The organism is Testudinibacter sp. P80/BLE/0925 (assembly GCF_053570785.1).
In genome coordinates, this window is sequence record NZ_CM131636.1 from 2,040,262 (window position 1) to 2,064,096 (window position 23,835).

22 protein-coding genes and 2 tRNA genes are annotated in these 23,835 nt (G+C 46.4%); 15 read left to right on the forward strand and 9 right to left on the reverse strand.

Annotation, left to right across the window (positions count from 1 at the left end; translation table 11 throughout):
- Positions 1-66: 66 nt before the first annotated feature.
- Both pdxT and pdxS read right to left on the reverse strand, forming a co-directional pair.
- A complete protein-coding gene (gene pdxT / locus ACWA5Z_RS09845; RefSeq protein WP_431054333.1) occupies positions 67-648 on the reverse strand; it encodes a pyridoxal 5'-phosphate synthase glutaminase subunit PdxT in 582 nt (193 codons plus the stop codon).
- Positions 649-655: 7 nt separating this feature from the next.
- Complete coding sequence (gene pdxS, locus ACWA5Z_RS09850; RefSeq protein ID WP_431051906.1) at positions 656-1,543, reverse strand: pyridoxal 5'-phosphate synthase lyase subunit PdxS; 888 nt, start codon at positions 1,541-1,543, stop codon at positions 656-658.
- 121 nt (positions 1,544-1,664) lie between these two features.
- Here pdxS and pdxR point away from each other — a divergent pair, with 121 nt between their 5' ends.
- On the forward strand, positions 1,665-3,101 hold the full coding sequence (pdxR, locus tag ACWA5Z_RS09855; protein WP_431054334.1) for a MocR-like pyridoxine biosynthesis transcription factor PdxR: 1,437 nt from the start codon (positions 1,665-1,667) through the stop codon (positions 3,099-3,101).
- A 29-nt stretch (positions 3,102-3,130) separates the two neighbouring features.
- On the opposite strand, the gene ACWA5Z_RS09860 is transcribed toward pdxR, so the two are convergent.
- The 5 genes from ACWA5Z_RS09860 to ACWA5Z_RS09880 all read right to left on the reverse strand — a co-directional run bounded on the left by ACWA5Z_RS09860 (position 3,131) and on the right by ACWA5Z_RS09880 (position 7,444).
- On the reverse strand, positions 3,131-3,475 hold the full coding sequence (locus tag ACWA5Z_RS09860; protein WP_431054335.1) for a helix-turn-helix domain-containing protein: 345 nt from the start codon (positions 3,473-3,475) through the stop codon (positions 3,131-3,133).
- Entirely contained in the window at positions 3,459-3,722 is a 264-nt protein-coding gene (locus ACWA5Z_RS09865) for a type II toxin-antitoxin system RelE family toxin (protein ID WP_431051908.1), read from the reverse strand. The genes ACWA5Z_RS09860 and ACWA5Z_RS09865 overlap by 17 nt, the downstream gene beginning before the upstream one ends.
- Positions 3,723-4,103: 381 nt before the next feature.
- Positions 4,104-5,471: an L-serine ammonia-lyase gene (locus tag ACWA5Z_RS09870; protein WP_431051910.1), complete on the reverse strand. Its 1,368-nt coding sequence runs from the start codon at positions 5,469-5,471 to the stop codon at positions 4,104-4,106.
- A gap of 82 nt (positions 5,472-5,553) precedes the next feature.
- A complete protein-coding gene (locus ACWA5Z_RS09875) occupies positions 5,554-6,831 on the reverse strand; it encodes an HAAAP family serine/threonine permease (protein WP_431051912.1) in 1,278 nt (425 codons plus the stop codon).
- A 238-nt stretch (positions 6,832-7,069) separates the two neighbouring features.
- Positions 7,070-7,444 (reverse strand): YacL family protein, encoded by a 375-nt coding sequence (locus ACWA5Z_RS09880; RefSeq protein WP_431051914.1) that lies wholly within the window; start codon positions 7,442-7,444, stop codon positions 7,070-7,072.
- Between the two features lie 171 nt (positions 7,445-7,615).
- Here ACWA5Z_RS09880 and ACWA5Z_RS09885 point away from each other — a divergent pair, with 171 nt between their 5' ends.
- From ACWA5Z_RS09885 to ACWA5Z_RS09895, 3 genes are read left to right on the forward strand one after another with little or no spacing between them, the layout of a single operon-like run.
- Positions 7,616-7,876, forward strand: a complete 261-nt coding sequence (locus ACWA5Z_RS09885; protein WP_431051916.1) for an oxaloacetate decarboxylase subunit gamma — start codon at positions 7,616-7,618, stop codon at positions 7,874-7,876.
- Between the two features lie 24 nt (positions 7,877-7,900).
- Entirely contained in the window at positions 7,901-9,697 is a 1,797-nt protein-coding gene (gene oadA, locus ACWA5Z_RS09890) for a sodium-extruding oxaloacetate decarboxylase subunit alpha (protein WP_431051918.1), read from the forward strand.
- Positions 9,698-9,710: 13 nt separating this feature from the next.
- Positions 9,711-11,012, forward strand: coding sequence for a sodium ion-translocating decarboxylase subunit beta (locus ACWA5Z_RS09895; protein WP_431051920.1), 1,302 nt, complete (start codon positions 9,711-9,713; stop codon positions 11,010-11,012).
- Positions 11,013-11,073: 61 nt separating this feature from the next.
- Here the strand turns inward: ACWA5Z_RS09895 and erpA are convergent, their stop codons facing one another.
- A complete protein-coding gene (erpA, locus tag ACWA5Z_RS09900; RefSeq protein ID WP_431051922.1) occupies positions 11,074-11,415 on the reverse strand; it encodes an iron-sulfur cluster insertion protein ErpA in 342 nt (113 codons plus the stop codon).
- A 177-nt stretch (positions 11,416-11,592) separates the two neighbouring features.
- Between erpA and map the strand changes: the two genes are divergently transcribed.
- Positions 11,593-12,396, forward strand: a complete 804-nt coding sequence (gene map, locus ACWA5Z_RS09905; RefSeq protein WP_431051924.1) for a type I methionyl aminopeptidase — start codon at positions 11,593-11,595, stop codon at positions 12,394-12,396.
- 108 nt (positions 12,397-12,504) lie between these two features.
- Positions 12,505-15,096 (forward strand): bifunctional uridylyltransferase/uridylyl-removing protein GlnD, encoded by a 2,592-nt coding sequence (gene glnD, locus ACWA5Z_RS09910; RefSeq protein WP_431051925.1) that lies wholly within the window; start codon positions 12,505-12,507, stop codon positions 15,094-15,096.
- A 13-nt stretch (positions 15,097-15,109) separates the two neighbouring features.
- On the opposite strand, the gene cls is transcribed toward glnD, so the two are convergent.
- The gene (cls, locus tag ACWA5Z_RS09915) at positions 15,110-16,570 is read right to left on the reverse strand and encodes a cardiolipin synthase (RefSeq protein WP_431051926.1); all 1,461 of its coding nucleotides are present in this window, start codon (positions 16,568-16,570) and stop codon (positions 15,110-15,112) included.
- 52 nt (positions 16,571-16,622) lie between these two features.
- Here cls and ACWA5Z_RS09920 point away from each other — a divergent pair, with 52 nt between their 5' ends.
- From ACWA5Z_RS09920 to ACWA5Z_RS09960, 9 genes are all read left to right on the forward strand, one after another.
- Positions 16,623-17,297, forward strand: a complete 675-nt coding sequence (locus ACWA5Z_RS09920; protein ID WP_431051928.1) for a TIGR01621 family pseudouridine synthase — start codon at positions 16,623-16,625, stop codon at positions 17,295-17,297.
- A 78-nt stretch (positions 17,298-17,375) separates the two neighbouring features.
- The gene (gene ypfJ, locus ACWA5Z_RS09925) at positions 17,376-18,212 is read left to right on the forward strand and encodes a KPN_02809 family neutral zinc metallopeptidase (protein ID WP_431051930.1); all 837 of its coding nucleotides are present in this window, start codon (positions 17,376-17,378) and stop codon (positions 18,210-18,212) included.
- Between the two features lie 129 nt (positions 18,213-18,341).
- Positions 18,342-18,899 (forward strand): CDP-diacylglycerol--glycerol-3-phosphate 3-phosphatidyltransferase, encoded by a 558-nt coding sequence (gene pgsA, locus ACWA5Z_RS09930; RefSeq protein ID WP_431051932.1) that lies wholly within the window; start codon positions 18,342-18,344, stop codon positions 18,897-18,899.
- A gap of 113 nt (positions 18,900-19,012) precedes the next feature.
- Positions 19,013-19,088 (forward strand) — tRNA-Gly (locus ACWA5Z_RS09935).
- Positions 19,089-19,117: 29 nt separating this feature from the next.
- Positions 19,118-19,204 (forward strand) — tRNA-Leu (locus ACWA5Z_RS09940).
- A gap of 82 nt (positions 19,205-19,286) precedes the next feature.
- Positions 19,287-20,096 (forward strand): ParA family protein, encoded by an 810-nt coding sequence (locus tag ACWA5Z_RS09945; protein WP_431051934.1) that lies wholly within the window; start codon positions 19,287-19,289, stop codon positions 20,094-20,096.
- 11 nt (positions 20,097-20,107) lie between these two features.
- On the forward strand, positions 20,108-21,508 hold the full coding sequence (dnaB, locus tag ACWA5Z_RS09950; RefSeq protein ID WP_431051936.1) for a replicative DNA helicase: 1,401 nt from the start codon (positions 20,108-20,110) through the stop codon (positions 21,506-21,508).
- Positions 21,505-23,238, forward strand: coding sequence for a ParB family protein (locus tag ACWA5Z_RS09955; RefSeq protein ID WP_431051938.1), 1,734 nt, complete (start codon positions 21,505-21,507; stop codon positions 23,236-23,238). Before dnaB ends, ACWA5Z_RS09955 begins: the two co-directional genes overlap by 4 nt.
- A 14-nt stretch (positions 23,239-23,252) precedes the next feature.
- On the forward strand, positions 23,253-23,822 hold the full coding sequence (locus ACWA5Z_RS09960; RefSeq protein WP_431051940.1) for a DUF2857 domain-containing protein: 570 nt from the start codon (positions 23,253-23,255) through the stop codon (positions 23,820-23,822).
- Positions 23,823-23,835 lie beyond the last annotated feature (13 nt).

Below are 23,835 nucleotides of genomic sequence, written 5' to 3' on the forward strand. Positions count from 1 at the left end.
TTTGTTAGACTTAGAAAAAAATAAGCGTCTAGTGTAACCTAGACGCGGAATGAGGGAAAGTGCGGTTTAAAACATGGCTAAAAACAATTTTAGAATCTGTTGATCTTGGCTTAGTTCGGGGTGAAAAGCGCAGGCGAGCAGATTATTTTGCCGGACTAATACCGCTCTATCTTCCACTGTTGCCAATACCTCTACTTGGTCGGAGAGCAGCCGTCGGATATAGGGGGCACGGATAAAAATTGCCGGCACGGTCCCGCTTATGCCTTTAACGCAAAGTGCGGTTTGAAAGCTGTCGATTTGTCGCCCGAACCCATTGCGTTGCACTTCAATATCCATTAAGCCTAAATGGGCGGTTTCGTCGCCGTGAATCTGTTTTGCCAATAAAATCATACCGGCGCAAGTGCCGAAAATCGGTTTGCCTGCAGCGGCAAAGGCTTGAATCGCGACAATAAAACCGTATTCACCCATCAATTTCCCGATTGCGGTGCTTTCACCACCCGGTAAAATCAAGCCGTCCAGCGTTGCCAGTTGTTCCGCTTTTTTGACGGCAACGGCATTGACACCCAAGGCGTCAAGTTGCGCCAGATGTTCGCTGACCGCCCCTTGCAATGCCAGCACACCGACACGGTAAGTAGAATGGGCTTGCATACTCATACTACCAACCACGTTCTTGCATTCTGTCGCCGGCGGCGAGTTTGGCAATATCCAAGCCTTTCATCGCTTCGCCCAGTTCTTCCGATAAGCGGGCAATCCGATCATAATCTTGGTAATGGGTGGTGGCTTGTACAATCGCGCGCGCGAATTTTTCCGGATTTTCCGATTTAAAAATGCCTGAGCCGACAAAAACACCGTCTGCGCCCAACGCCATCATCAACGCGGCATCGGCAGGGGTGGCGACCCCGCCTGCGGCAAAATTGACCACCGGGAGTTTGCCTAGTTGTTTGATTTGTAATAATAATTCGAACGGTGCGCCTAATAATTTTGCTTCGGTCATTAATTCATCATGGCTCATAGCCACCACTTTGCGCACTTGTGCGTTGACTTTGCGCATATGGCGCACCGCTTCCACGATGTTGCCCGTGCCCGGTTCGCCTTTGGTGCGCAACATTGCCGCGCCTTCACCAATACGGCGCAAGGCTTCGCCCAAATCGCGACAACCACAAACGAACGGCACGGTGTAATCGCTTTTCAGCAAATGAAACTCTTCATCGGCAGGGGTCAGCACTTCGCTTTCATCAATATAATCTACCCCCATTGCCTCTAAGACACGTGCTTCGGTGATATGCCCAATCCGCACTTTTGCCATGACCGGAATACTGACCGCATTCATCACCTCTTTCACGATTTTTGGGTTTGCCATGCGAGCCACGCCGCCGGCAGCCCGAATATCCGACGGCACGCGCTCTAGCGCCATCACCGCCACCGCCCCGGCGGCTTCGGCAATGCGCGCTTGCTCCGCATTCACCACATCCATAATCACGCCGCCTTTTTGCATTTGCGCCATACCGCGTTTGACAACATCACTGCCTAAAATTTTGTTCATTATGTTTTCCTTCATTGTCGTTGGTTTTTGAATATTATTTTGTGAAGCAAGGGATCGCTATTTTGCGCTATTCAGGTATGATTAAAAGCGTCAGTTTTGATTATATTAATGGGGTCAGATGGTGAAAAACTACCTTTTTCAGTTGGATAAGCAGGCGGAGCAACCGTTATATGTTCAGTTGTATCAGCAGATCAAAGCGGATATTAGCAGTGGACGCCTTGCTTACGGCGAAAGATTGCCGTCGAAGCGGCGGTTGGCGGATTATTTAACCATCAGCCGTAATACGGTGGAAACCGCATACAGCCAACTGTTGGCCGAAGGCTATGTCGAAGCCAAAGTGCGGCAGGGTTTTTTTGTGCATTTTAAGGCGGAGCAGTTTTTTAAAACGCCCGAAAGTGCGGTGCAGCCGCAGGTGGTGAAAAAAACAGCGGCGTTTCGTTATGATCTCAACCCGAATCAAATTGATACCGCACTTTTTCCGCTGCAACGCTATAAAAAAATACAAAAAACGGTGTTACAGACACGGGGTTTGCAGTTGCTGAATATGGGGGAGAAGCAGGGCGAGACAGTGCTACGCGAGCAGATTCTTCACTATCTGTACGCTTCACGCGGCATTAGTTGTTCCATTGAGCAAATCGTGTTGGGGGCGGGGGTCGAAACCTGTATCAGCCAGCTGGTTTTGCTGCTCGATCAATGTTATCCACGGCAATCGCTGGATTATGCGATGGAACAATACGGTTATCCGATGGTGGAGCAGTTGTTATCTTTATTCGGTAAATCGGTACGAAAATTGCCGTTATTTCAGCCGCAAGCCGAACATTATCGGTTGGATTTCACCTGTTTGGCGCAAAGTGCGGTGGATGTGTTGTATCTCACGCCATCACACCAATATCCTTACGGCTCGGTTCTGTCGGTCAATGAGCGACATCAAGTATTGGAGTGGGCACAGCAGCAGCCGAACCGTTACATTATCGAAGACGATTACGACAGTGAATTCCGTTACAAAGGCAAGCCGATTCCCTCGTTGCAACATTTGGACGGCACGCTGTATTCACAGGGCAAAGTGATCTATTTAGGTTCATTTTCCAAATTATTGATGCCGTCGTTGCGTGTCACGTTTATGGTGTTGCCGCAAGCGCTCGTGCCGATTTATCAACAAAGTTGCGGCTTGCTGAATTCCACCGTGCCGCGTATTAACCAGCACGTTTTAGCGCAATTTATGCAAAGCGGTGAATTTGAGAAGCATATTCACCGCATGCGCACCCATTACCGCAAAAAAATGGAATTGCTGTGCCAATTGCTACAGCCTTATCGTCGCGTCATTCGCTATCAGGGTGAACATTCCGGCTTTTACCTGCTGTTGGAACTACGGCAAGAAACGCGCTCCGTTGCTGAACTTTGTCGCTTGGCAGAAAATGTGGGCATTAAGATTTACCCGGTGAAACAGCAGAATGCCGATAAGCGTTATTTTTCATTCGGCTTTGGAAATTTATCGCTGCAAGATTTAAATGAAGCGGTCACATTGCTGATGACCGCATGGGGATATGAAAAACACTAAAATAGGCTGAGGCTCAAGGCAAGTGCGGTTTAGAAATCCAACTGCTGATGATTAATGCCCAACGCTTCGGCGATTTTTTTACGTGTCGATTTGCGCAGTTTCTTCGAGTTTTCATGTTGTGAATAGGCGGATTGGCTGATACCTAAACGATCCGCGACTTGTTGTTGGGTGTAGCCTAAATATTCGCGCCATGCGCGCACCGCACTACAGCCTTCGTGTTTGAAAAAAATCTCGACCACTTCGCTGGGAACGCCATCACTCAAATCCAATTCACGCATTTTGATTGTGGCGAAATATTGTTCGTAAGGAATGACAACAAATGCAGGCTTCCCATTGTTATCATTGATAATTTGTGTGTTAAAAAGCGTAGGTATTGTCGTCACGTTTTTTTACCTCTTCAATGTGGATAATATGGATATTGTGTTCAAAACCATAGTTGAAAAATACTCGAAACCGTCCAACTCGTAGGCGATAATCATATTTATAGTTAGTGAGCGACTTTACATTTGAATGATAAGCAGGAAAATTAGCCAAAACTTGGCATTTACTGCGAATCATTTCTCGCTCTGGGATTTTAGCCAGTTGTTTAACCGCTCTTGACTTGAATATAATTTTATTCATTAGTTTTCCAGATTTTATAAGTTAAAATATAAGTTGTCAAATGTCGTTATACTTTAATCAAACCCGGTTTAAAGGCGAGCGGCGACAGCAAAAGTTGGAATCGGAATCGCAAAAAACAAAAAAGCGATCCGAAGATCGCTTGAGATTGCTGACAAACTGACTTCTCTCCCTCCGCGTGCGGAGGGAGTACCGTTTTGCGTAAGAAAAATGGGGAGGGAGGGGCAATATGAAAATGCAACATATTCATTTTAAAATGATTTATGCCTCCCTCCGTCCTTCGGACACCTCCCTCCGTATACGGAGGGAGGGAAATTATTCGAGAAAGAGACTTTGTCATCAGCCTGAAGCGATCCGAAGATCGCTTTAAGTGGAAAGTGCGGTTTAATCGCAGGGCAAGATTTTGATTGCCAAACCGCCGGTGGAAGTTTCGCGATATTTGGAGTTCATGTCTTTGCCGGTTTCGTACATGGTTTCAATCACTTTGTCTAAGCTAACCGACGGGCTGCTGGTGCGGCGCAGCGCCATGCGGCTGGCGTTGATCGCTTTGACCGAGGCAATGGCGTTACGTTCGATACAAGGCACTTGCACTTGTCCGTTGACCGGATCGCAGGTTAAACCGAGATTGTGTTCCATGCCGATTTCGGCGGCGATACAGACTTGATCCGGCGTGCCGCCTAAGATTTCGGTTAACCCTGCCGCCGCCATCGAACAAGCAACGCCGACCTCGCCCTGACAACCGACTTCTGCTCCGGAAATAGAAGCATTCATTTTATACAGCGAGCCGACAATGCCGCAGGTTAACAAATAGCGTGCAATCGTTTCCTCCGACAGCGGGGCGATAAATTGCTGGTAATACGCCAACACCGCCGGCACAATGCCACAGGCGCCGTTGGTCGGTGCAGTCACCACCCGTCCGCCTGCCGCATTTTCTTCATTAATCGCCAACGCGAACATGTTCACCCAGTCGATGATTTTCATCGGATCGTTCGACAGACTGTTGTTCGATTCCAGCATGCGGCGAAGTGCGGTCGCTCGGCGCGTTACTTTCAGCGGCCCGGGCAGCAAACCTTCGGTGTGCATGCCGCGTTGCATACAATCCGACATGGTTTGCCAAATCCGCTGCAAATAGGCGTTGACCGCACTTTGATCGCGCAGGGCGATTTCATTGCGCAACATCATACCGGCGATCGATAATCCGCTATTTTTGCAATGTTGCAGGATATCATTGGCACTGTGATACGGATAAGGTACATTCAATACGCTGTCTTGGGTTTGGTTAAAATTTGCCTCGTCCACGATAAAGCCGCCGCCAATCGAATAATAGGTTTGCGAATAAACGGGTTGTCCCTGTTTTAAGGCGTGTAAGCGCATGCCGTTTTCATGCAGCGGCAGAAAGGTTTTATGGAAAACCAAATCCTGTTCAAAGTCGAATTTGACTTGTTGCTGTCCGCGCATAATCGGCAAAAGTGCGGTCTGTTTCAACGAGCCGATAAATGCGGGAATGGCTTCAATTTCCACGTCTTCCGGCAAATAACCCGCCAAGCCCATAATCACCGCGGTATCGGTGCTGTGCCCGCGTCCGGTCAGGGAGAGCGAGCCGTAAACATCCACTTTAAGCTGGTCGATTTCAGGCAACAACCGTTGCTGTTCCAGTTCATCCACAAACTGTTTTCCGGCTTTCATCGGTCCGACGGTATGCGAACTGGACGGTCCGATCCCGATTTTAAAAATATCAAACACACTAATCATAAAAGACTCTTTTTATTTTTCTTAACGCTCAAACCTCTGCCAAAGCAGAGGTTTGCTGTCTATCATACAACAAAGTTCAACCTTAACGGAAAAGGATATAAACGATTGCTGAAATCGCAATCAATCCCATCACGGTGACAAACACATTGCTGAACTTGCCGCGGTATTTTTGCATTGCCGGGACGTTACGAATCGCATACATCGGCATGATAAACAGAATCATGGCAATAATCGGTCCGCCCAAGGATTCGATTAAGCCTAAAATACTCGGATTAATGGTTGCCACCAGCCAAAGCGAAAACAGGAAGAACAGCGCGGTGATGTAATTCAATCGGTTGCGGTTAATGTCTGTTTTCCCGGCGTCACGGTTCATTTTGATGATTAATCCCGCCAAACCTTCGCGCGCGCCAAGATAGTGGCCGAAGAAGGAGCTGGTAATCGCCAGAAAAGCGACCAATGGTCCGAAATAAGAAATATACGGGTTATCGAATTTATTGGCGAGAAACGACAAAATGGAGATGTTTTGGGTTTTTGCCAAGGCTAATTCTTCAGGGGTTAAGGTCAGGACACAGCTGAAAACAAATAACATCACAAAAATCAGCAATAAGGCGGAAGTGCCGCGCAGCACGCGGTTGCTATGCTGTTCCGTGGCTTCGCGGGTTTTATATTCGCGTCGTTGTGACAGGCTGAAAGCGGAGATCGCCGGCGAATGGTTAAATGAAAAAATGAGCACGGGGATGGTGAGCCACAAAGTTGTTAAAAATGCACTGCCGCTCGGCATTTGTTGTAACGACGCCGTGTTCCATTCCGGGATTAAATAGATTGAGAGGGCAAATAAGATGGCAACGAGCGGATAAACCAACCACTCGGTGACTTTCAGCATAAACTTTTCCCCCATCAACATCACGCTGATTAAAGCCGAAATTAACATAATCGATAAAATCATGCGTGGCGGCGCAGCCATATGCAGCTGGTTTTCCATAAATGAAATGACGGTATTGGTGATTCCGACGCCGTAAATTAATAAGATCGGGAAAATGGCGAAAAAATAGAGCAGGGTGATCAGTTTCCCGGCGGTTTTACCAAAATGTTCTTCGACGACCTCGGTAATATCGCTGCCCGGATGTTCGGACGATAACACAAAACGGCTTAAACCGCGGTGCGCTAAGTAGGTCATCGGACCGACGATTAGCGCCATAAAGACCAACGGCCAAAAACCACCCATTCCGGCATTAATCGGCAGGAATAAAACACCGGCACCGACAGCGGTACCGAAAAGGTTTAAAACCCAAGCACTATCCAATTTATTCCATTTTTTTTCATCTGCCAAGGCGGCAGTTTTAATGTTGCTTATTTCCATATAAATTTCATCCTAAATTAACTAATTGATTATACTTGACATTTATTTAATAGTAGTCTGGAGTTGTACCAGTGACGACGGCGGGATGATAGGGAAGTAAAATAAGAAAAACAAATGCCGGATATCAGAATTGTGATCTGCCCGGCAATATATTGGAATAGTCAGCTGAAATGTTTAATAAGTTGTTAAAAATATTGGTTTATTTTGTGGTTATAAAAGAATAACCCCGCTTTGCCGTTTACGTTTTTTGGGAAAAAGTGCGGTATTGTAAAAGGAAATGTTCAAAATCTTCTAAGCCGCAAAAGGCGAGGCTTTCCTGATCATAATAACTGAAGCCCTCTTCCATTTCCTCCGTATTATCAAAGGCTAAATTATTGGCTTGAACCATCACTTCTTCGCCGTCGAGCGAAAGGGTGAATTCGTGGCCGATCAGCCGGAGTTCCGCCTGCGGGTTGCGATTTTGTTTGGCTTGTTCGATCAACGCGAAGACTGCCGCGAGCTTTTGCGTGTCGCCGTAAATCTCGCTGTTAATCCAATTGGAGAGCGCTTCATGCTCCATACTGCAACGGGCAATCGGTTTGCCTGAATAATCGAAAGAGAATTGAAAATCCATACTGCGATTCCTTATAAACGAAAAAACGATTGCATTTTAGCAGGGCTTGCGGTAAATAAAAATACTAGGTTTTATTTGTTCGATTTGATCTATCACAACATTTTATCTGCTAAATCTCAGTATGCTATATTGCAGATTATTTTGAATTCACCGATCTTGAGGTCCGAAAATATGACAGCAACAGAATTATTGGGCGAAGGTATCAATCTAATGCTCTCCGGCATGGGCTTTGTCCTGCTATTTCTTTTGATCCTTATTTTTTCCATTCGCTTAATGTCGAATACGGTAAATCGTTTCTTCCCTGAGATTATCAAACCTGTTGCCGCTAAACCCAGTGCGGTTGTTCCCAATGCGGCGAGTGAAATTGATGTCCTGCGTCCGGTTATTGTCGCCGCGATTGCGCACCACCGCCGTCAACAACAGAACAATTAATGCTTATTTTAATGGAGTTTTATCATGACAAAATCAGTTCGTCCGATTGCTATTACTGATGTGGTGTTGCGTGATGCTCACCAATCCCTGTTTGCCACCCGTTTACGTTTAGATGATATGTTGCCGATTGCGTCCGAATTGGATCAAATCGGTTATTGGTCATTGGAAGCATGGGGAGGCGCGACCTTTGACTCGTGTATCCGTTATCTGGGCGAAGATCCGTGGGTGCGTTTGCGTGAGCTGAAAAAAGCGATTCCGAATACGCCATTACAAATGTTATTGCGCGGGCAAAATTTGCTGGGTTATCGTCATTATGCCGATGATGTGGTCGAGCGTTTTGTCGAAAGAGCGGTCAGTAATGGCATGGACGTGTTCCGGGTATTCGATGCGATGAACGATCCGCGCAATATGCGTTGTGCGTTGCAAGCGGTGCGTAAGCATGGCGGTCATGCACAAGGTACATTGAGCTATACCACCAGCCCGGTGCATACGTTGGAAACCTGGTTGGAGGTGACGGAGCAATTGATGGAGATCGGCGTCGATTCGGTGGTGATCAAAGATATGTCCGGTATTTTAACGCCAATGGCAGCTTATGAACTGGTGAGTGAAATCAAAAAACGTTACGACGTGCGCCTGCATTTGCACTGTCACGCCACCACCGGGATGGCGGAAATGGCACTGTTAAAAGCAATTGAGGCGGGCGTTGACGGTGTCGATACCGCGATCTCCTCCATGAGCGGCACATACGGGCACCCGGCAACCGAAGCATTGGTGGCGACGTTGCAGGGCAGCGAATATGACAGCGGCTTGGATATTCACAAATTGGAAAAAATCGCGGCGTATTTCCGCGAGGTACGTAAAAAATATCAAGCCTTTGAGGGGCAATTAAAAGGTTCTGACAGTCGGATTTTAGTGGCGCAAGTACCGGGCGGCATGTTGACCAATTTGGAAAGCCAATTGAAACAACAAAATGCCTCGCAAAAATTGGATGAGGTGTTGGCGGAAATCCCGCGGGTGCGTAAAGATCTGGGCTATATTCCGTTGGTGACCCCAACCTCGCAAATCGTCGGTACTCAGGCGGTGATCAACGTATTGATGGGGGAGCGTTATAAAACCATTGCCAAAGAAACCGCAGGGATTTTGAAAGGCGAATATGGCCGCACCCCGGCGCCGGTCGATACCGCACTTCAAGCCAAAGTATTAAACGGCGGAACGGCGATTACCGACCGTCCGGCGGATCATCTACCGCCCGAAATGGAGAAATTAACCGGTGAAGTGAAGCAACTGGCCGCCGAAAAAGGCATTAAATTGGCAGAGAATGCAATTGATGATGTCTTAATTGTGGCGTTATTCCCGCAAGTCGGTTTGAAATTCCTTGAAAACCGCGGTAATCCAAGTGCCTTTGAACCGGCGCCGACCGGTGTGACAGCGTCACGAGAAAAAGCGGAAAGCAAACCGGTTAAAGTCAGTTCCGGGCCGGCGGTTTATACCGTGGAATTAGAGGGCAAAGCTTTTGTGGTGAAAGTGAGCGAAGGCGGGGAAGTCGGGGAAATTACTTCGACCGCGCCGCAAACGGTAACATCGGCGGCGGCACCGGCACAAACCGGCGGTGTGGAAGTGACCGCGCCGATGGCGGGTAACATCTGGAAAGTGGTTGTCAGCGAAGGGCAACAAGTGGCAAAAGACGAGGTGTTATTAGTATTGGAAGCGATGAAAATGGAAACGGAAATCCGTGCCGCTCAAGCCGGTAAAGTACAAGGAATCGCGGTGAAAGCCGGAGATGTCGTTGCCGTCGGTGATCGCTTAATGAATTTAGCCTAGAGAGCCGAATGTTATGGAAAGTATTTATACTCTTGTAGGCGGGATGGGCTTTATGCACCTTGAACCGGGGCAGGCAATTATGATCGCCGTCAGTTTATTGTTGCTGTGGCTGGCGATTGCTCGCAAATTTGAACCGCTGTTGCTGTTGCCGATCGGGTTTGGCGGGTTACTTGCCAATATTCCCGAAGCAGGCATGGCAATGAGCGCATTGGATAATTTGTTACATAGCGGTACGGCGGAGCAACTGACCTTTGTTGCCGCGAAGCTCAATAGCACAACGGATATTGCTTCGATCAAGGCGGCATTAAATACCGCACTTCCGTCAATCGTGAGCCAGTTGGAAAGCTATGCGACGGATATGGGCTACAGCACCGGAATTTTGGCGCTGTTCTACAAAGTTGCGATCGGTTATGGCGTCGCACCGTTGGTGATTTTTATGGGGGTTGGTGCTATGACGGATTTCGGTCCGCTGCTGGCGAACCCTAAAACCCTATTGTTGGGCGCGGCGGCGCAGTTCGGTATCTTTGCCACGGTGTTGGGCGCATTATTGCTGAATTGGTTAGGCTTAATCGAATTTACCTTACCGCAAGCGGCTTCAATCGGTATTATCGGCGGTGCTGATGGTCCGACCGCGATTTACTTATCCAGCAAATTGGCGCCTGAGCTATTGGGGGCGATTGCGGTTGCAGCGTATTCCTATATGGCATTGGTACCGTTAATCCAACCGCCGATTATGAAAGCGCTGACCAGTGAAAGTGAACGCAAAATCCGCATGGTGCAATTGCGTAATGTCAGTAAACGGGAAAAAATTCTGTTCCCGATCGTATTATTGTTGCTGGTCGCATTATTATTGCCGGACGCAGCGCCGTTATTGGGGATGTTCTGCTTCGGCAATTTAATGCGGGTGAGCGGCGTGGTTGATCGCTTGAGCGACACCACGCAAAATGCGCTGATTAACATCGTCACCATTATCTTAGGCTTGTCCGTCGGGGCAAAATTGGTTGCAGATAAATTTTTGCAGCCGCAAACATTGGGGATTTTATTATTGGGCGTGATTGCATTTGCTATCGGCACGGCAAGCGGCGTATTAATGGCGAAATTATTAAACCGTTTTGCCAAAGACCAGATCAATCCGTTGATCGGTGCGGCGGGGGTTTCAGCGGTACCGATGGCGGCAAGGGTTGCCAATAAAGTCGGTTTGGAAGCCGATTCGCAAAATTTCCTGTTAATGCACGCGATGGGGCCGAATGTCGCCGGCGTTATCGGCTCGGCAATTGCCGCCGGGGTGATGTTGAAATATATTGCGGCGATGTGATGGTTTATGAATAGCGAACAAAAAGGCAGCCAATCGGCTGCCTTTATTGATATTAAAATAATCAGATACTAAATGACGATCCGCAACCGCAAGTGGTGCTGGCATTCGGGTTATTCACGATAAAACGCGAGCCTTCCAACCCTTCGGTGTAATCTACCGTGCCGCCGATTAAATATTGCAAACTCATCGGGTCAACCACCAAAGCAACGCCGTTTTTTTCGATGGTTAAATCACCGTCATTGACTTTCTCATCAAAAGTGAAGCCGTATTGAAAGCCGCTACAACCGCCGCCGGTGATATAGACGCGTAATTTTAAATTCGAATTATCTTCGTCGGCGACGAGATTTTTTACTTTGTTCGCAGCGGCGTCGGTAAAAATTAATGGAATTGCTACATCTGTCATAAGGACTCCCACTGATGTGCGATAAAAATATTCGGCTATTATTATACAAGCGGAATTTCTGTTCAAGCGGTATTTCGGTGCAAAGTGCGGTAGCGGAGAGCATACTGTTTTATCTGGCGGGCTGAAAATGCTATACTTTGCCACGAGTTAAAATAAGCGTACATTAAAAGGTAACCCATGAATATTCCTATCCGCAATGATGTTGAATTAGAAAAACTGCGTGTAGCCTGCAAATTGGCACAAGAAGTGCTGGTGATGATCGAGCCGTATGTTAAGGCGGGCGTGAGCACCGGCGAGTTGGATCGCATTTGCCATGAATATATGGCGAATGAACAGAACGTGGTGCCGGCGTGTCTGAATTACCACGGTTTCCCTAACGCAACCTGCATTTCGGTGAATGAAGTGGTTTGCCACGGTATTCCGAGTACCGATAAAATTTTGAAAAACGGCGATATCGTGAATATTGACGTTACCGTGATCAAAGACGGATTTTTCGGCGATAATTCAAAAATGTTCTTGGTCGGCGAACCCTCGATTCAAGCCAAACGCCTGTGCGAAGTGACGTTGGAGTCATTGTATATCGGCTTACGTACCGTGAAAGCGGGGATTCGGCTGAATCAGATTGGAAAGACCATTCAGCAATACGTCGAAAGCAAAGGCTGTACGGTGGTGCGCGAATATTGCGGACACGGCATTGGCGATCAATTCCATTGTGATCCGCAAGTGTTGCATTATTATGCCGATGACGGCGGTGTCATTTTGCAGCCGGGCATGGTGTTCACGATTGAACCGATGGTGAACGCCGGACGACGCGAAGTGCGGTTGATGAAAGACGGTTGGACGGTGAAAACCAAAGATCGTAGCCCGTCGGCACAGTATGAACACCAGATTGTGGTGACCGAAACCGGCTGCGAAGTGATGACGATTCGTGATGAGGAGATCGCCGAAGGGCGGATCTCGCGTATTATGGTTAATCGATAAATAACCTCATTTTTCCCTCCTCCGCCCTTCGGAATCTCCCTCCGCTCGCGGGGGAGGGAAATAACCCGCTTAGTTTGTTGTGATAACCGCTAATCCCTTGGGCTTATTATGAAACCAAATCCCCCGTTCTTAACTCCTTCTGATGTCAAAAATCAGCTACAACAACTCAAAGAGCAAGAATTGGCGCAATTCAGCCAACGCGATGTACATGAATTGATTGCCGCGCGCAGCCGTTTTTACGATCAACTGCTATGCCGTTTGTGGCGGCAATTTGGGTTGGATCAACAGCCGTTGGCACTGGTGGCGGTCGGCGGCTATGGACGGGAAGAAATGTTTCCGCTGTCGGATTTGGATATTTTAATTCTCAGTGAAACCGCACTTTCGGCAGCACAAGAACAACAAATTGCCGCTTTGATTCAATTTTTATGGGATTGCCGTTTTGAGGTCGGACATAGCGTGCGGACCCTTGCGCAATGCGTTGCCGAGGGGAAAAGCGATCTCACGATTGCCACCAATTTGCTGGAGTCGCGTTTTCTGTTCGGGCAAACCGCACTTTTTGCACAACTGCAAAGTGCGGTCAAAGCCGCCGATTTTTGGACGACAGAAGCGTTTTTCCACGGCAAAATGCAAGAAAAGGCGGCGCGTTATCAGCGTTATCACAACACCGGTTATAACCTTGAGCCGGATATTAAATACAGCCCCGGCGGACTGCGCGATTTACATCTGCTGTATTGGATTGCGTTGCGTCATGTGGGCGCGAAAAATTTGCAGGATATTCTTGATTCCGGTTTTATCTACCCGGAAGAACACCGGATTTTAAATGCGGCACAACATTTTTTATTCAAATTGCGTTTTGCTTTGCATTTGGTGATTAAACGCTACGACAACCGTTTGTTATTTGATCGCCAGCTGAAAGTCAGCGAAATGTTGGGCTATCAAGGGCAGGGTAGTCAGGCGAATCATGCAGTTGAAGCGATGATGAAACAGTTTTTCCGCACCGCCCATGATATTCGTGAATTGAGTGAAATTTTATTGCAGCATTATCAAGAACATTTCGTCAATCGTTGTGATGATTGCGTGGCGCAGCCGCTGGATGAAAATTTTGAATTAAAAAATCATGCCATTCGGTTATCTCGCCCCGACTGCTTTTTTCTACGGCCGGATACGATGTTAGACCTGTTTTTTCATTTGACGGAACAGCCGCAAGCCATGATTCACTCTACCACCTTGCGCCGTTTGCGTTTGGCTTTAATGCAAAAAACACAGTATTTGAGCGATAATCCGTTAGCGCGGCAAAAATTTATCCGTTTATTGACGCAGCCGAATGCGATCAGCCGTGCGCTTGTGCCAATGCACCAACACGGCGTACTGAATGCCTATTTGGAAGAATGGAATAATATCAGCGGCTTAATGCAGTTTGATCTGTTTCATGCCTATACGGTGGACGAACACACCATTCGTGTGTTGTTAAAGCTGGAAAGCTTTTTGGATGCACGCAATGCGGAGCTACATCCGTTGTGCGTGGCGCTGTTTCCGCAACTGGACAGCCGCAATTTAATCTATGTGACCGCACTTTTTCATGATATTGCCAAAGGGCGCGGCGGCGATCATGCCGAATTGGGCGCGATTGATGTGTATGATTTTGCCAAAAAACACGGTTTTAGCGAGGACGATTCTGAAATGATGGCATGGTTGGTGCTACATCATTTGAAAATGTCGGTCACGGCGCAACGGCGCGATATTTATGATCCGCAAGTGGTGCTGGAATTTGCCAACAGCGTCAAAACCGCGGCACGACTGGATTATCTCACCTGTTTAACCGTGGCGGACATCAGCGCCACCAACAGCACGTTATGGAATAGTTGGAAACGCTCGTTGATTAAAACCTTGTATCAATTCACTCGACAACAATTGGAACAAGGCACGGATTCTCTGCTCGATGTCAGCGATCAAGTGCTACGGAACCGTTTGCGGGCGCTGAGCTTATTGCAGCCGTTGTTACAGGGCGAAAGTCTGAAATTGCGTGCGGTGAATGATTTCTGGCAGCGCTGCCCGCAGGATTATTTTTTGCGCAATAACCCGGAACAGTTGGCATGGCACGCTGAATTGGTTTGTCGCTCGGATCAAGAGATTGTCGTTAAATCCAGCAACCGTTTTTCACAAGGCGGCACCGAACTGTTTGTATATTGCCCCGATCAACCGCACTTGTTTAATAAAGTGGTGCGGGCGATTGAAGCCAAAAACCTGTCGATTCACGACGCACAGATTCTAACCAGCAACGACGGTTATGCGCTGGATTCATTTATTATCACGGAAACCAACGGCGTATTGGCAAAATTTGATCGCCGCCGCAGCATTGAGAAAAGTGTGCTTAATGCGCTGAAAAGCGAGTATAAACCGGCGGCTAACCGCAAGGTTAATAATAAATTGCAGCACTTCCATGTGCCGACCGAAGTGCGGTTTCTGGATACGGAAAAGCGCGGGCAAACCGAATTGGAAATTTTTGTGTTGGATAAACCGGGCTTGTTGGCGCTGATCAGTAATGTCTTTAGTCAACAGGGCTTAAACCTGCTCAATGCTAAGATTACCACCACAGGCGAACGCGCCGAGGATTTTTTTATTTTATCGAATCGTGATAATCAAGCCTTGACCGAAAATGAGCGTCGGCAGTTGCAACAGGCATTGCTGACCGCACTTTAGCTTAAAGTAGACGTTACAGCAGTGGACTGAACAAAAAGAACACACGCTCGAAGAAGCGTTTGTAAATCGGACGTTTAGACCATTCCGCCATATCCATCAGATCGGATTGAACTAAATAGCCCTGCTGTAAGGCCTCCACTTCTTGTCCGAAACCGAGATCGTCCACAATCATGGTGACTTCGAAATTCAGCATAAAACTGCGTTCGTCCATATTGACCGTGCCGACCAAGGCTAAACGGGAATCAATCAGAATGCTTTTGGTGTGCAGCAAACCGCACTTGAAGCGGAAAATCTTCACGCCGGCTTCCAGCAGCTCGTCAAAAAAGGTGCGGCTTGCCCATTCGACCAAGAACGAATCGTTTTTTTGCGGCAGAATCAATTGCACTTCAACACCGCGAATTGCCGCCGTTGCAAGGGCAGAGGCAATGGTTGCGCTGGGAACGAAATACGGTGAAGTAATGGTGATACTACGCCGTGCACTGCTGATTGCTAAGAGCAGGGATTGGATCATCATATCTTCCGGAAAACCGGGGCCGGACGGCAAAATTTGCACGCCGTGCGAATCATCCGGTTTATGTTGCAAAATCGGGCATTGCGGCAACAACGACACATCTTCCTCGGTTTCCATTTGCCAACCCCAATTGTGCACCCCTTGCAAAATCAGCGACACCGGGCCTTCAATCCGTACCATAATATCGATCCATTGTCCGACGTGGGCATTTTGTTTGAAATAACGCGGATCGACCATATTCATGCTGCCGGTGTAGGCGATTTGCTCATCGATCACTACAATTTTGCGGTGCTGACGCAGGTCAATACGGCGAAAGAACATCCGAAACAGGTTGGCATGCAGCGCTTCTTCAATCCGAATGCCGCTTTCACGCATATAACGGATATTTTTACTGCCGAGAAATTTTTTACTGCCGACCGAATCGAGCAGAATCTGCACTTTCACCCCGCGTTTTGCGGCTTGAATCAGTGCCGTCATCACATCATTGACCAGTCCGCCGTCAGCCCAAATATAGAACGTCATATACACGCTATGCTGCGCCTGCCCAATATCGTGAATCATCGCTTTAATAATGTTTTGCGGCGTATCCAGAATATGCAATTCGTTGCCTAACACGCAAGGAATGCCGACCCGGTGGCGACTAAGGGAAAAGAGCGGTTTAAAGCGCAGGTTTTGATTGCTCAGTGTCAAATTGGAGCATTGGTCAAAACTGCCGAACCAATTTTTATATAAGGGTGCAAGCTTTTTAAATGACTCGGCGCGGCGGCGACCAAGTTTGATTTCGCCCAGCAGCAAATAGGCGATAATCCCAAACAGCGGGATGATATAAATCACCAACAACCAAGCCAGCGTGATCGACACCGCTTGTTTTTTGAAGGCGAGGCGGGCGGTAATCCCGACGCTGAAAATCCAGATTAACGGTGGCAACAGGTAGCCGAAAATTTGCGAAAGTTCGATATTCATACTATGCTTGTCATCCTGTTAAGTTCGTTTATTCAATAATTGATTTGGTAAAATGCAAACCGCACTTGAAAAGATCACCATCGTCTATCAACATCCTGATTTTATTGTGATTGATAAACCCATTGGGCTGAGCGTGCATAAAGATCAGCAGGCGTTGGGCTTGCCGGATCTGGTTGCGCGTCAGTTGGGTTGCCCGGCATTGTGGCTGGTGCACCGTTTGGATAAAATCACCTCCGGTTTGCTGATTTTAGCCCGCAACAGCCAAGCCGCCGCTGAATTATCCGGTTTGTTCCAACAACACCAAATTGAGAAACATTATATCGCCCTTTCCGCGGCGAAACCAAAGAAAAAGCAGGGCTTGGTTATCGGCGATATGCAAAAAACCCGCAACGGCAGTTGGAAATTGTGCCGTAGCCGTGAAAATCCGGCGATGACCCGCTTTAGCAGTATCCGTTGCGACAATCGGCTAAGATTATTTCATTTGATACCGAAAAGCGGCAAAACCCATCAAATCCGCGTGGCGATGAAAAGCCTCGGCAGTCCGATTCTGGGCGATCAACGTTATGGCGATAAAACCGCACTTGACCGCACTTATCTGCATGCTTACGCCTTAAAATTTCAATATCAAGGAACTTCTTTTCTTATCAAACAATTACCGCAACAAGGCACTTATTTTTTACAACCTGAAATACAACAACAAATCGAACAGCTAGACATCATGAGATGATTCGGTGGATAATAACACGGTTTAGGTTTAGGTTTAGGTTTAGGTTTAGGTTTAGGTTTAGGTTGAGAGGGATTGAATATGCGTTGGCAAGGACGTAAAGAAAGTCGTAATGTAGAAGATCGTCGTGGCTCCGGCGGCGGTTTCGGTGCTAAGGGCAGCGGTATCGTCGGGTTATTGGTGATTTTAGTCGGGGCGTATTTCGGCGTGGATTTATCCGGTTTGGTCGATACCAGCGGGCTGGGTTCCGGACAGGGCTATCAAACCAGCTTGAGCGAACAAGAAGAACAGCAGTTAAATTCGTTCTCGCGCGTGGTTCTGGCGGATACCGAAGTGGCTTGGGATCAATATTTTGCCAAGAGCGGTCAGCGTTACATCCCGCCGACTATGGTGCTGTACAATTATGCCACCCAAAGTGCTTGCGGCACCGGGCAGGCGGCGATGGGGCCGTTTTATTGCCCGAATGATCGACGCATTTATTTAGATCTCTCTTTCTATAAAGACATGAGCGGTAAATTGAAAGCTTCCGGCGATGCCGCTTTTGCTTATGTGATTGCACATGAAGTCGGACACCACGTGCAAAATATGTTAGGCATTTTGCCTAAGGTTCAACAGGCGCAACAACGTAGCGGCAGTCAGGCGGCGGCGAATCAGCTGTCAGTTAAACTGGAATTGCAAGCGGACTGTTTTGCCGGAATTTGGGGACATTACGCCGATAAACACGGCATTCTGGAATCCGGCGATTTGGAAGAAGCATTTAATGCGGCGGAAGCGGTCGGTGATGACCGTTTGCAAAAACAGAGCCAAGGCTATGTCGTGCCGGACAGCTTTACCCACGGCACATCGGCACAACGCTTAGCTTGGTTTAAGCGCGGTTTGCAAAGCGGTGATATCAAACAGTGTAATCCGTTTGGTTAAATTGATTATAAAAGGCGCCGACAGCGCCTTTTGTTTGCCCGCTGATTTTTAATCCGGTTTAACTAATTCTTTTTTTAGGCTAAAATAGTGTTAAATTCTGCCGCGATATGTTCGTGATAAGGCATTGCCATGAAATTTAATATACCGACATTCCTCACCTTATTTCGGGTCGTACTGATCCCGTTTTTTATTATCTGTTTTTATCTTCCGTTTAAATGGGCACCGTTTCTGACCGCACTTTTGTTTTTGATTGCTGCCATCACCGATTGGTTTGACGGGTTTCTGGCGCGACGTTGGAACCAAACCACCCGCTTCGGCGCGTTTCTCGATCCGGTTGCGGATAAGGTGATGGTTGCGGCGGCATTGGTGTTGGTCGTGCAGCATTACCACACTTTCTGGGTGACCATTCCGGCAATTGTGATGATCTCGCGTGAAATTATTATCTCGGCGTTAAGAGAGTGGATGGCGGAAATCGGTGATCGCAATAAAGTCGCGGTTTCTTGGTGGGGCAAATTCAAAACTACCGCACAAATGATCTCCTTAATCGGTTTGTTGTGGCGCTATAATCCGTTGATGGAGAAAAGCGCTATTGTGGCGTTATATATTGCCGCGGCATTGACGGTGTGGTCAATGTGGCAGTATCTGCGCGCAGCCAAAGGCAGTTTGCTTGATGACGTGAATCCTTGAACGCGTTAAGTGTGTTGTTTTTAAGCAATTGAGATAAAAAGCAAGAATTTTATTTGACTAAAAATTTCAATTCAGTAAAATGCACCGCACTTGCTTCAGTTAAAGAATCCAAAGCGGGAATAGCTCAGTTGGTAGAGCACAACCTTGCCAAGGTTGGGGTCGCGAGTTCGAGTCTCGTTTCCCGCTCCAAATCCGAATCTTATCGCAATCAAAATATTGCCCGAGTGGTGAAATCGGTAGACACAAGGGATTTAAAATCCCTCGACTTTCGAGTCGTGGCGGTTCAAGTCCGCCCTCGGGCACCATTGTTTTATAAGCACTTTTCTAATTCCTAATCAAATTTGAATTTTTAGATACTCTTTTTAAACTTTAAAAGAAGAGTTCGCTATGAAAAATTCAAAACCCTTTGTTACCACCATTTTATCTACAAAAGGTGGCGTTACTAAAACCACTAATGCAGCTAATATCTCGGCATTTTGTGCTGATCATGGATTAAAAACCCTCATGATCGATACTGACGTGCAGCCGTCACTAAGCTCTTATTATGAACTGGAGTATGCCGCGGGCGGTGGTATCTATGAATTCATTATCAATAAAAACACCAATCCGGCAGAGATCATATCAAAAACGACTATTCCCAACCTCGATTTAATTAAGTCAAATGACCCAACCGGCAGAATCAGTTTACTGCTACGCAATGCCCCCGACGGTGTTATCCGCTTTAATCACTTAATTCGCCAGTTACAAGGTTATGATTTGATTGTTGTGGATACGCGCGGTACGCGCGATATTACCCTCGAAATGGCGGTTCTTGCCAGCGATCTTATTCTCTCCCCTCTATTACCAGAACTACTTTCTACACGCGAATTTTTACGCGGCACGTTAAGTCTTTATGCTGATCTCGAAACCTATACTTCATTGGGTTTTGTACTACCGCCGATAAAAGCCGTAGCAAATCGCGTGGACAAAACGAATGATGCAAAAGATGTTATTGCCCAACTGCACAGTATTTTCAATGACGAGCGCATTGGTGGTGATTTTTCTGTTGAGTTTTTAGATTTCGCTATTCCGGCACGTGTTGCATATCGCGAAGCAAATACGCTTTGTACACCGATTCATCGCTATAAAAATTCAGAATTTGAAACGATGAAGAGTTTATGTTCTTTGCTTTTCCCGCAATTTAAATCGGTATTTTGATTGGGGTAAGTATGAAAAAAGGACAAATAGTAAAGACTGAATTATTTGATAACTATCTTGAAAGCTCTGTGCTCGGCGGCTTGATTCTTGATAATGACAAGTGGGATGAAGTATCACCGTTACTGACGGATAATTCATTCTATTTACAATGGAACAGGGTGATTTTTAAGGCGATTAAAAGCCATCTTGACACAGGAAAACCAGTTGATCTGTTAATACTGGAGCAGTCATTAAAAAGTCAGTGGGATTCAGATAATGGCTTATTTGCCTATCTTGCCGAGATTGTGAAAAATACGCCCAGTGCGGCATTAGTCGTGAATTACGCACAGCGGTTACTTGATTATCAGCAATTACGGCAACTGGCGGCGTTGGGTAAAGATCTATCAGACAACAGCAAACAGATAAAAGCAAAAGATGACATTGACAAGGTGATTGCAGATTCGGAAAAACGCTTATTCGATATTGCCTGCCGCAATCAGGCTGAAAATACACTGGTTAATCTCAGTCGGGCAATGGAGATTGTCTTCGATAAAATTGAGCAATCTTGCCATAGTGCAAATCCGATTAGCGGCGCACCGTGCGGCATTGCGCAAATCGATCAGATGACAACCGGTTTTCAACCGTCGGATTTTATCGTGATCGCTGCACGCCCTGGTATGGGAAAAACGGCGTTTGCGCTCACAGCAATTGCGGCTACGCTAGAAGCAATTGATAAGCCTGTGCAATTCTACAGTTTAGAAATGCCAGGCGATCAAATCATGATGCGCTTTCTTTCGATGCAATCAAAAGTGCCAATGCAATTACTACGCAATGCGTTGCTTATGGAAGATGAGGATTTCGCGAAATTAGGTGTGGCAGCCAATTATATTCAGCAGCATTGGGAAGATAATAATCGCTTATTAATTGATGATTCTTCAGCATTAACCCCTCAAATACTTCGCACTAGAGTACGCAAAAATATCCGACTTTATGGCAAACCTTCCGCGATATTCATTGATTATTTGCAATTAATGAAATACCCAGGCTCACAAAATCGTTATGAAGAAGTCACGAATATCTCTAATAGTCTCAAAGCACTGGCGAAAGAAATGCAATGCCCAGTGATCGCATTGGCACAGCTCAATCGCGGCGTGGAGGGACGGATCGTGAAAAAGCCGACAAGTTCGGATTTACGCGATTCAGGCGCAATTGAACAAGATGCGGATGTCATTATTTTATTGCACCGTGATGAATATTACACCGAAGAAGCAAGCCAAGCTAAGGGATTGGCCGAAGTGATTATAGGGAAGCAGCGCAATGGTCCGGTAGGTACGGTTGTTGCGCGATTCTTTGGGCAATATTCGCTGTTTGAAACTTATGCAGCGGAGGGAGATAAAACGCAATCCTCGACAGATATTGGAGATTTTCTATGATGAACACACCTAAAAAATTTAGTCGGGAAGACAAAAAAGCGTCATTGATGCGAGGTATGCAAATTGGCTTGATACCGAATACTTCACCAAATTATGCGGACGAGCGTATTGCATCGGAATTAATTTCTGCGGGGGAAAGTATGCAGCCACAATTGAAAACCGTTACCTTGGCTCAGCTAAAACCGTTTGATAATAATCCGCGTAAAACACAAAATCCGAAATTTGATGAAATTAAAGAATCGATTCGGATGCGCGGTTTAGATTTTCCGCCTAATATCACGCAACGCCCTGGTGATGATTTTTATATGATTGCGGACGGCGGTAATACACGGTTACAAGCATTGCGCGAATTATATGAAGAAACCAAAGACCCGAAATATTGGTCTATCAACTGCCTGTTTAAATCCTGGAAAGGTTCTGGAGATGATCAGCTCGAAGGCGAGCTATCTTGTTTAATTGGGCATTTGGCTGAAAATGATTTGCGCGGGGATCTGAGTTTTATTGAGCGCGCATTAGGCATTAATCAAGCAAAACTATTTTATGAAAAACAAGAAAATGTATTTCTATCACATCGTAAGTTAGCAGAAAAACTCAAAAATGATGGCTATAGTATTTCATTTTCTTTAATTGCAAGAATGGAGTTATGTTTAGAGCAATTATATCCAGCTATTCCGCAAGTATTATTTGCTGGTATGGGAAAACCACAAATTGAAAAACTTTTAACCTTACGTGGAAATTCCTTTTCCTGTTGGAAAAAATATCGTCCACAGGCAGAGGAGCAGTTTTCAGATTTATGGCTGGAAACTTTAAAATCCTTTGATGAAGTGCCAGAAGAATTTACGATTACAATTGTGCAAGATGAGCTAATTGGTAATTTAGTCAAAGCACTTGGTGATGAGGGAGTAAGCTATCAAGATCTGCATTTTGATATTAATATCGATGAAAATCGTCGCCGCAATAAAGAATCTGAACCAGTTATTCATTTCAGAGATCCAGTGACAGCTGTAGAAATACCGAATTCTGTATCCTCTTCCTCCTATAGTGGCGAAGCGCATGATTCTCAAGAGCCTACAACTCAGAAACAAATAGCTGAATCAACACTAAACCCACGTGTTTCTAAATCTGGAAACAGCATTGAGTCAAAACAAGATATTCCTTTAACGCATTTAGCAGAAACGGATAATACTGAAACTGCTATAAATGGTGATTATGAAAATATCTTGGCGCAGTTTGGCATGACCCCAGGACTCTCCTTGAGCGAGCAACGGAAACAACGTGCCGAAGAAAATGGTTTATCTTTCGCCAATACCGGCTGTCAGCCAGTCGATGATATTTGGAAAATTTTTCCCGTCTTCGATACTGCGAATAAACTCCGCTTGGAAGCCTTTAATCTTGTCAATGATCTCGCTAAGTTAAGCGGATTACCAAAGTCAATCATTAAGAATATCGGCGCACAACAATCGGCAACTAATTTTAGTTTTACCATAGAGCCACTACCGCACGAACTGGAAAATAATGCACTGGCATTATGCGTTTATGAGCTATTGGCGATGCTTGCTTGCGACAATCATACTGAGATGCTGGATTGGTTGATTCCAGAAGCATTATTGGTGGGAACAGATACAATCGATGCAGAAATATCCGACCTGCTTATGGTGAAAATTTTTCGCCTGATCCGTATTATTCGTCGCTTTAGAGCGCATTTGCGCCAGCCAATTGAACAAGATTAAATTCGGAGGAAACAATGGTTATTTCATCAATTAATCAAGCCGTAATTGCCCATGTCATTACGCAGCTCAAGGAAGGGAATTTACGGCACTGTGAGCAGATCGGTTTCACGGAGAATGAGCTGCGTGAAATTATGCAGCTAACAACCGACGAAATTCATCATTTGGCGCAGATTTCAACGCCTTTTTTAAAAATTGAAGTTAATCATAAATTATTTATGCGTATGGTGAATAGTGCCAAAGAGTATTCACATACACAAAAACTACTTGATCGTGCGCTGATATTGGGCGCAACGATCGAATTGATTAATTATTATTTTGGTTCAACTAACGGCGAAGTCAGTGAACGCCGCCGCTTACTCGGGCAAAGTAAAAAGCCGGGACGGCACTGCTTATGTAGCGAAAAACAATCGGCACAAGCCTGGTATCGCTGGCAAGAAATGAAGGCAGATTTAGCCTCATTTGAAAGTATTGAGACCCTCGATGCACTGATGCTGATTGCAGAAGAATTAGAGATGAATGTAACGAGTGTGTGGAAATTGGCGCAGAAATGGGAGACGCAAGATGCCTCAAACCATAAACACTAAGAAAAAAACGAGA

What these genes read in the sequence shown, in the direction of transcription:
- pdxT (WP_431054333.1), bottom strand. Translation starts at nt 648, where the DNA reads ATGCAAGCCCATTCTACTTACCGTGTCGGTGTGCTGGCATTGCAAGGG.
- pdxS (WP_431051906.1), bottom strand. Translation starts at nt 1,543, where the DNA reads ATGAACAAAATTTTAGGCAGTGATGTTGTCAAACGCGGTATGGCGCAA.
- ACWA5Z_RS09865 (WP_431051908.1), bottom strand. Translation starts at nt 3,722, where the DNA reads ATGAATAAAATTATATTCAAGTCAAGAGCGGTTAAACAACTGGCTAAA.
- ACWA5Z_RS09870 (WP_431051910.1), bottom strand. Translation starts at nt 5,471, where the DNA reads ATGATTAGTGTGTTTGATATTTTTAAAATCGGGATCGGACCGTCCAGT.
- ACWA5Z_RS09875 (WP_431051912.1), bottom strand. Translation starts at nt 6,831, where the DNA reads ATGGAAATAAGCAACATTAAAACTGCCGCCTTGGCAGATGAAAAAAAA.
- ACWA5Z_RS09880 (WP_431051914.1), bottom strand. Translation starts at nt 7,444, where the DNA reads ATGGATTTTCAATTCTCTTTCGATTATTCAGGCAAACCGATTGCCCGT.
- ACWA5Z_RS09885 (WP_431051916.1), top strand. Translation starts at nt 7,616, where the DNA reads ATGACAGCAACAGAATTATTGGGCGAAGGTATCAATCTAATGCTCTCC.
- oadA (WP_431051918.1), top strand. Translation starts at nt 7,901, where the DNA reads ATGACAAAATCAGTTCGTCCGATTGCTATTACTGATGTGGTGTTGCGT.
- ACWA5Z_RS09895 (WP_431051920.1), top strand. Translation starts at nt 9,711, where the DNA reads ATGGAAAGTATTTATACTCTTGTAGGCGGGATGGGCTTTATGCACCTT.
- erpA (WP_431051922.1), bottom strand. Translation starts at nt 11,415, where the DNA reads ATGACAGATGTAGCAATTCCATTAATTTTTACCGACGCCGCTGCGAAC.
- map (WP_431051924.1), top strand. Translation starts at nt 11,593, where the DNA reads ATGAATATTCCTATCCGCAATGATGTTGAATTAGAAAAACTGCGTGTA.
- glnD (WP_431051925.1), top strand. Translation starts at nt 12,505, where the DNA reads ATGAAACCAAATCCCCCGTTCTTAACTCCTTCTGATGTCAAAAATCAG.
- cls (WP_431051926.1), bottom strand. Translation starts at nt 16,570, where the DNA reads ATGAATATCGAACTTTCGCAAATTTTCGGCTACCTGTTGCCACCGTTA.
- ACWA5Z_RS09920 (WP_431051928.1), top strand. Translation starts at nt 16,623, where the DNA reads ATGCAAACCGCACTTGAAAAGATCACCATCGTCTATCAACATCCTGAT.
- ypfJ (WP_431051930.1), top strand. Translation starts at nt 17,376, where the DNA reads ATGCGTTGGCAAGGACGTAAAGAAAGTCGTAATGTAGAAGATCGTCGT.
- pgsA (WP_431051932.1), top strand. Translation starts at nt 18,342, where the DNA reads ATGAAATTTAATATACCGACATTCCTCACCTTATTTCGGGTCGTACTG.
- ACWA5Z_RS09945 (WP_431051934.1), top strand. Translation starts at nt 19,287, where the DNA reads ATGAAAAATTCAAAACCCTTTGTTACCACCATTTTATCTACAAAAGGT.
- dnaB (WP_431051936.1), top strand. Translation starts at nt 20,108, where the DNA reads ATGAAAAAAGGACAAATAGTAAAGACTGAATTATTTGATAACTATCTT.
- ACWA5Z_RS09955 (WP_431051938.1), top strand. Translation starts at nt 21,505, where the DNA reads ATGATGAACACACCTAAAAAATTTAGTCGGGAAGACAAAAAAGCGTCA.
- ACWA5Z_RS09960 (WP_431051940.1), top strand. Translation starts at nt 23,253, where the DNA reads ATGGTTATTTCATCAATTAATCAAGCCGTAATTGCCCATGTCATTACG.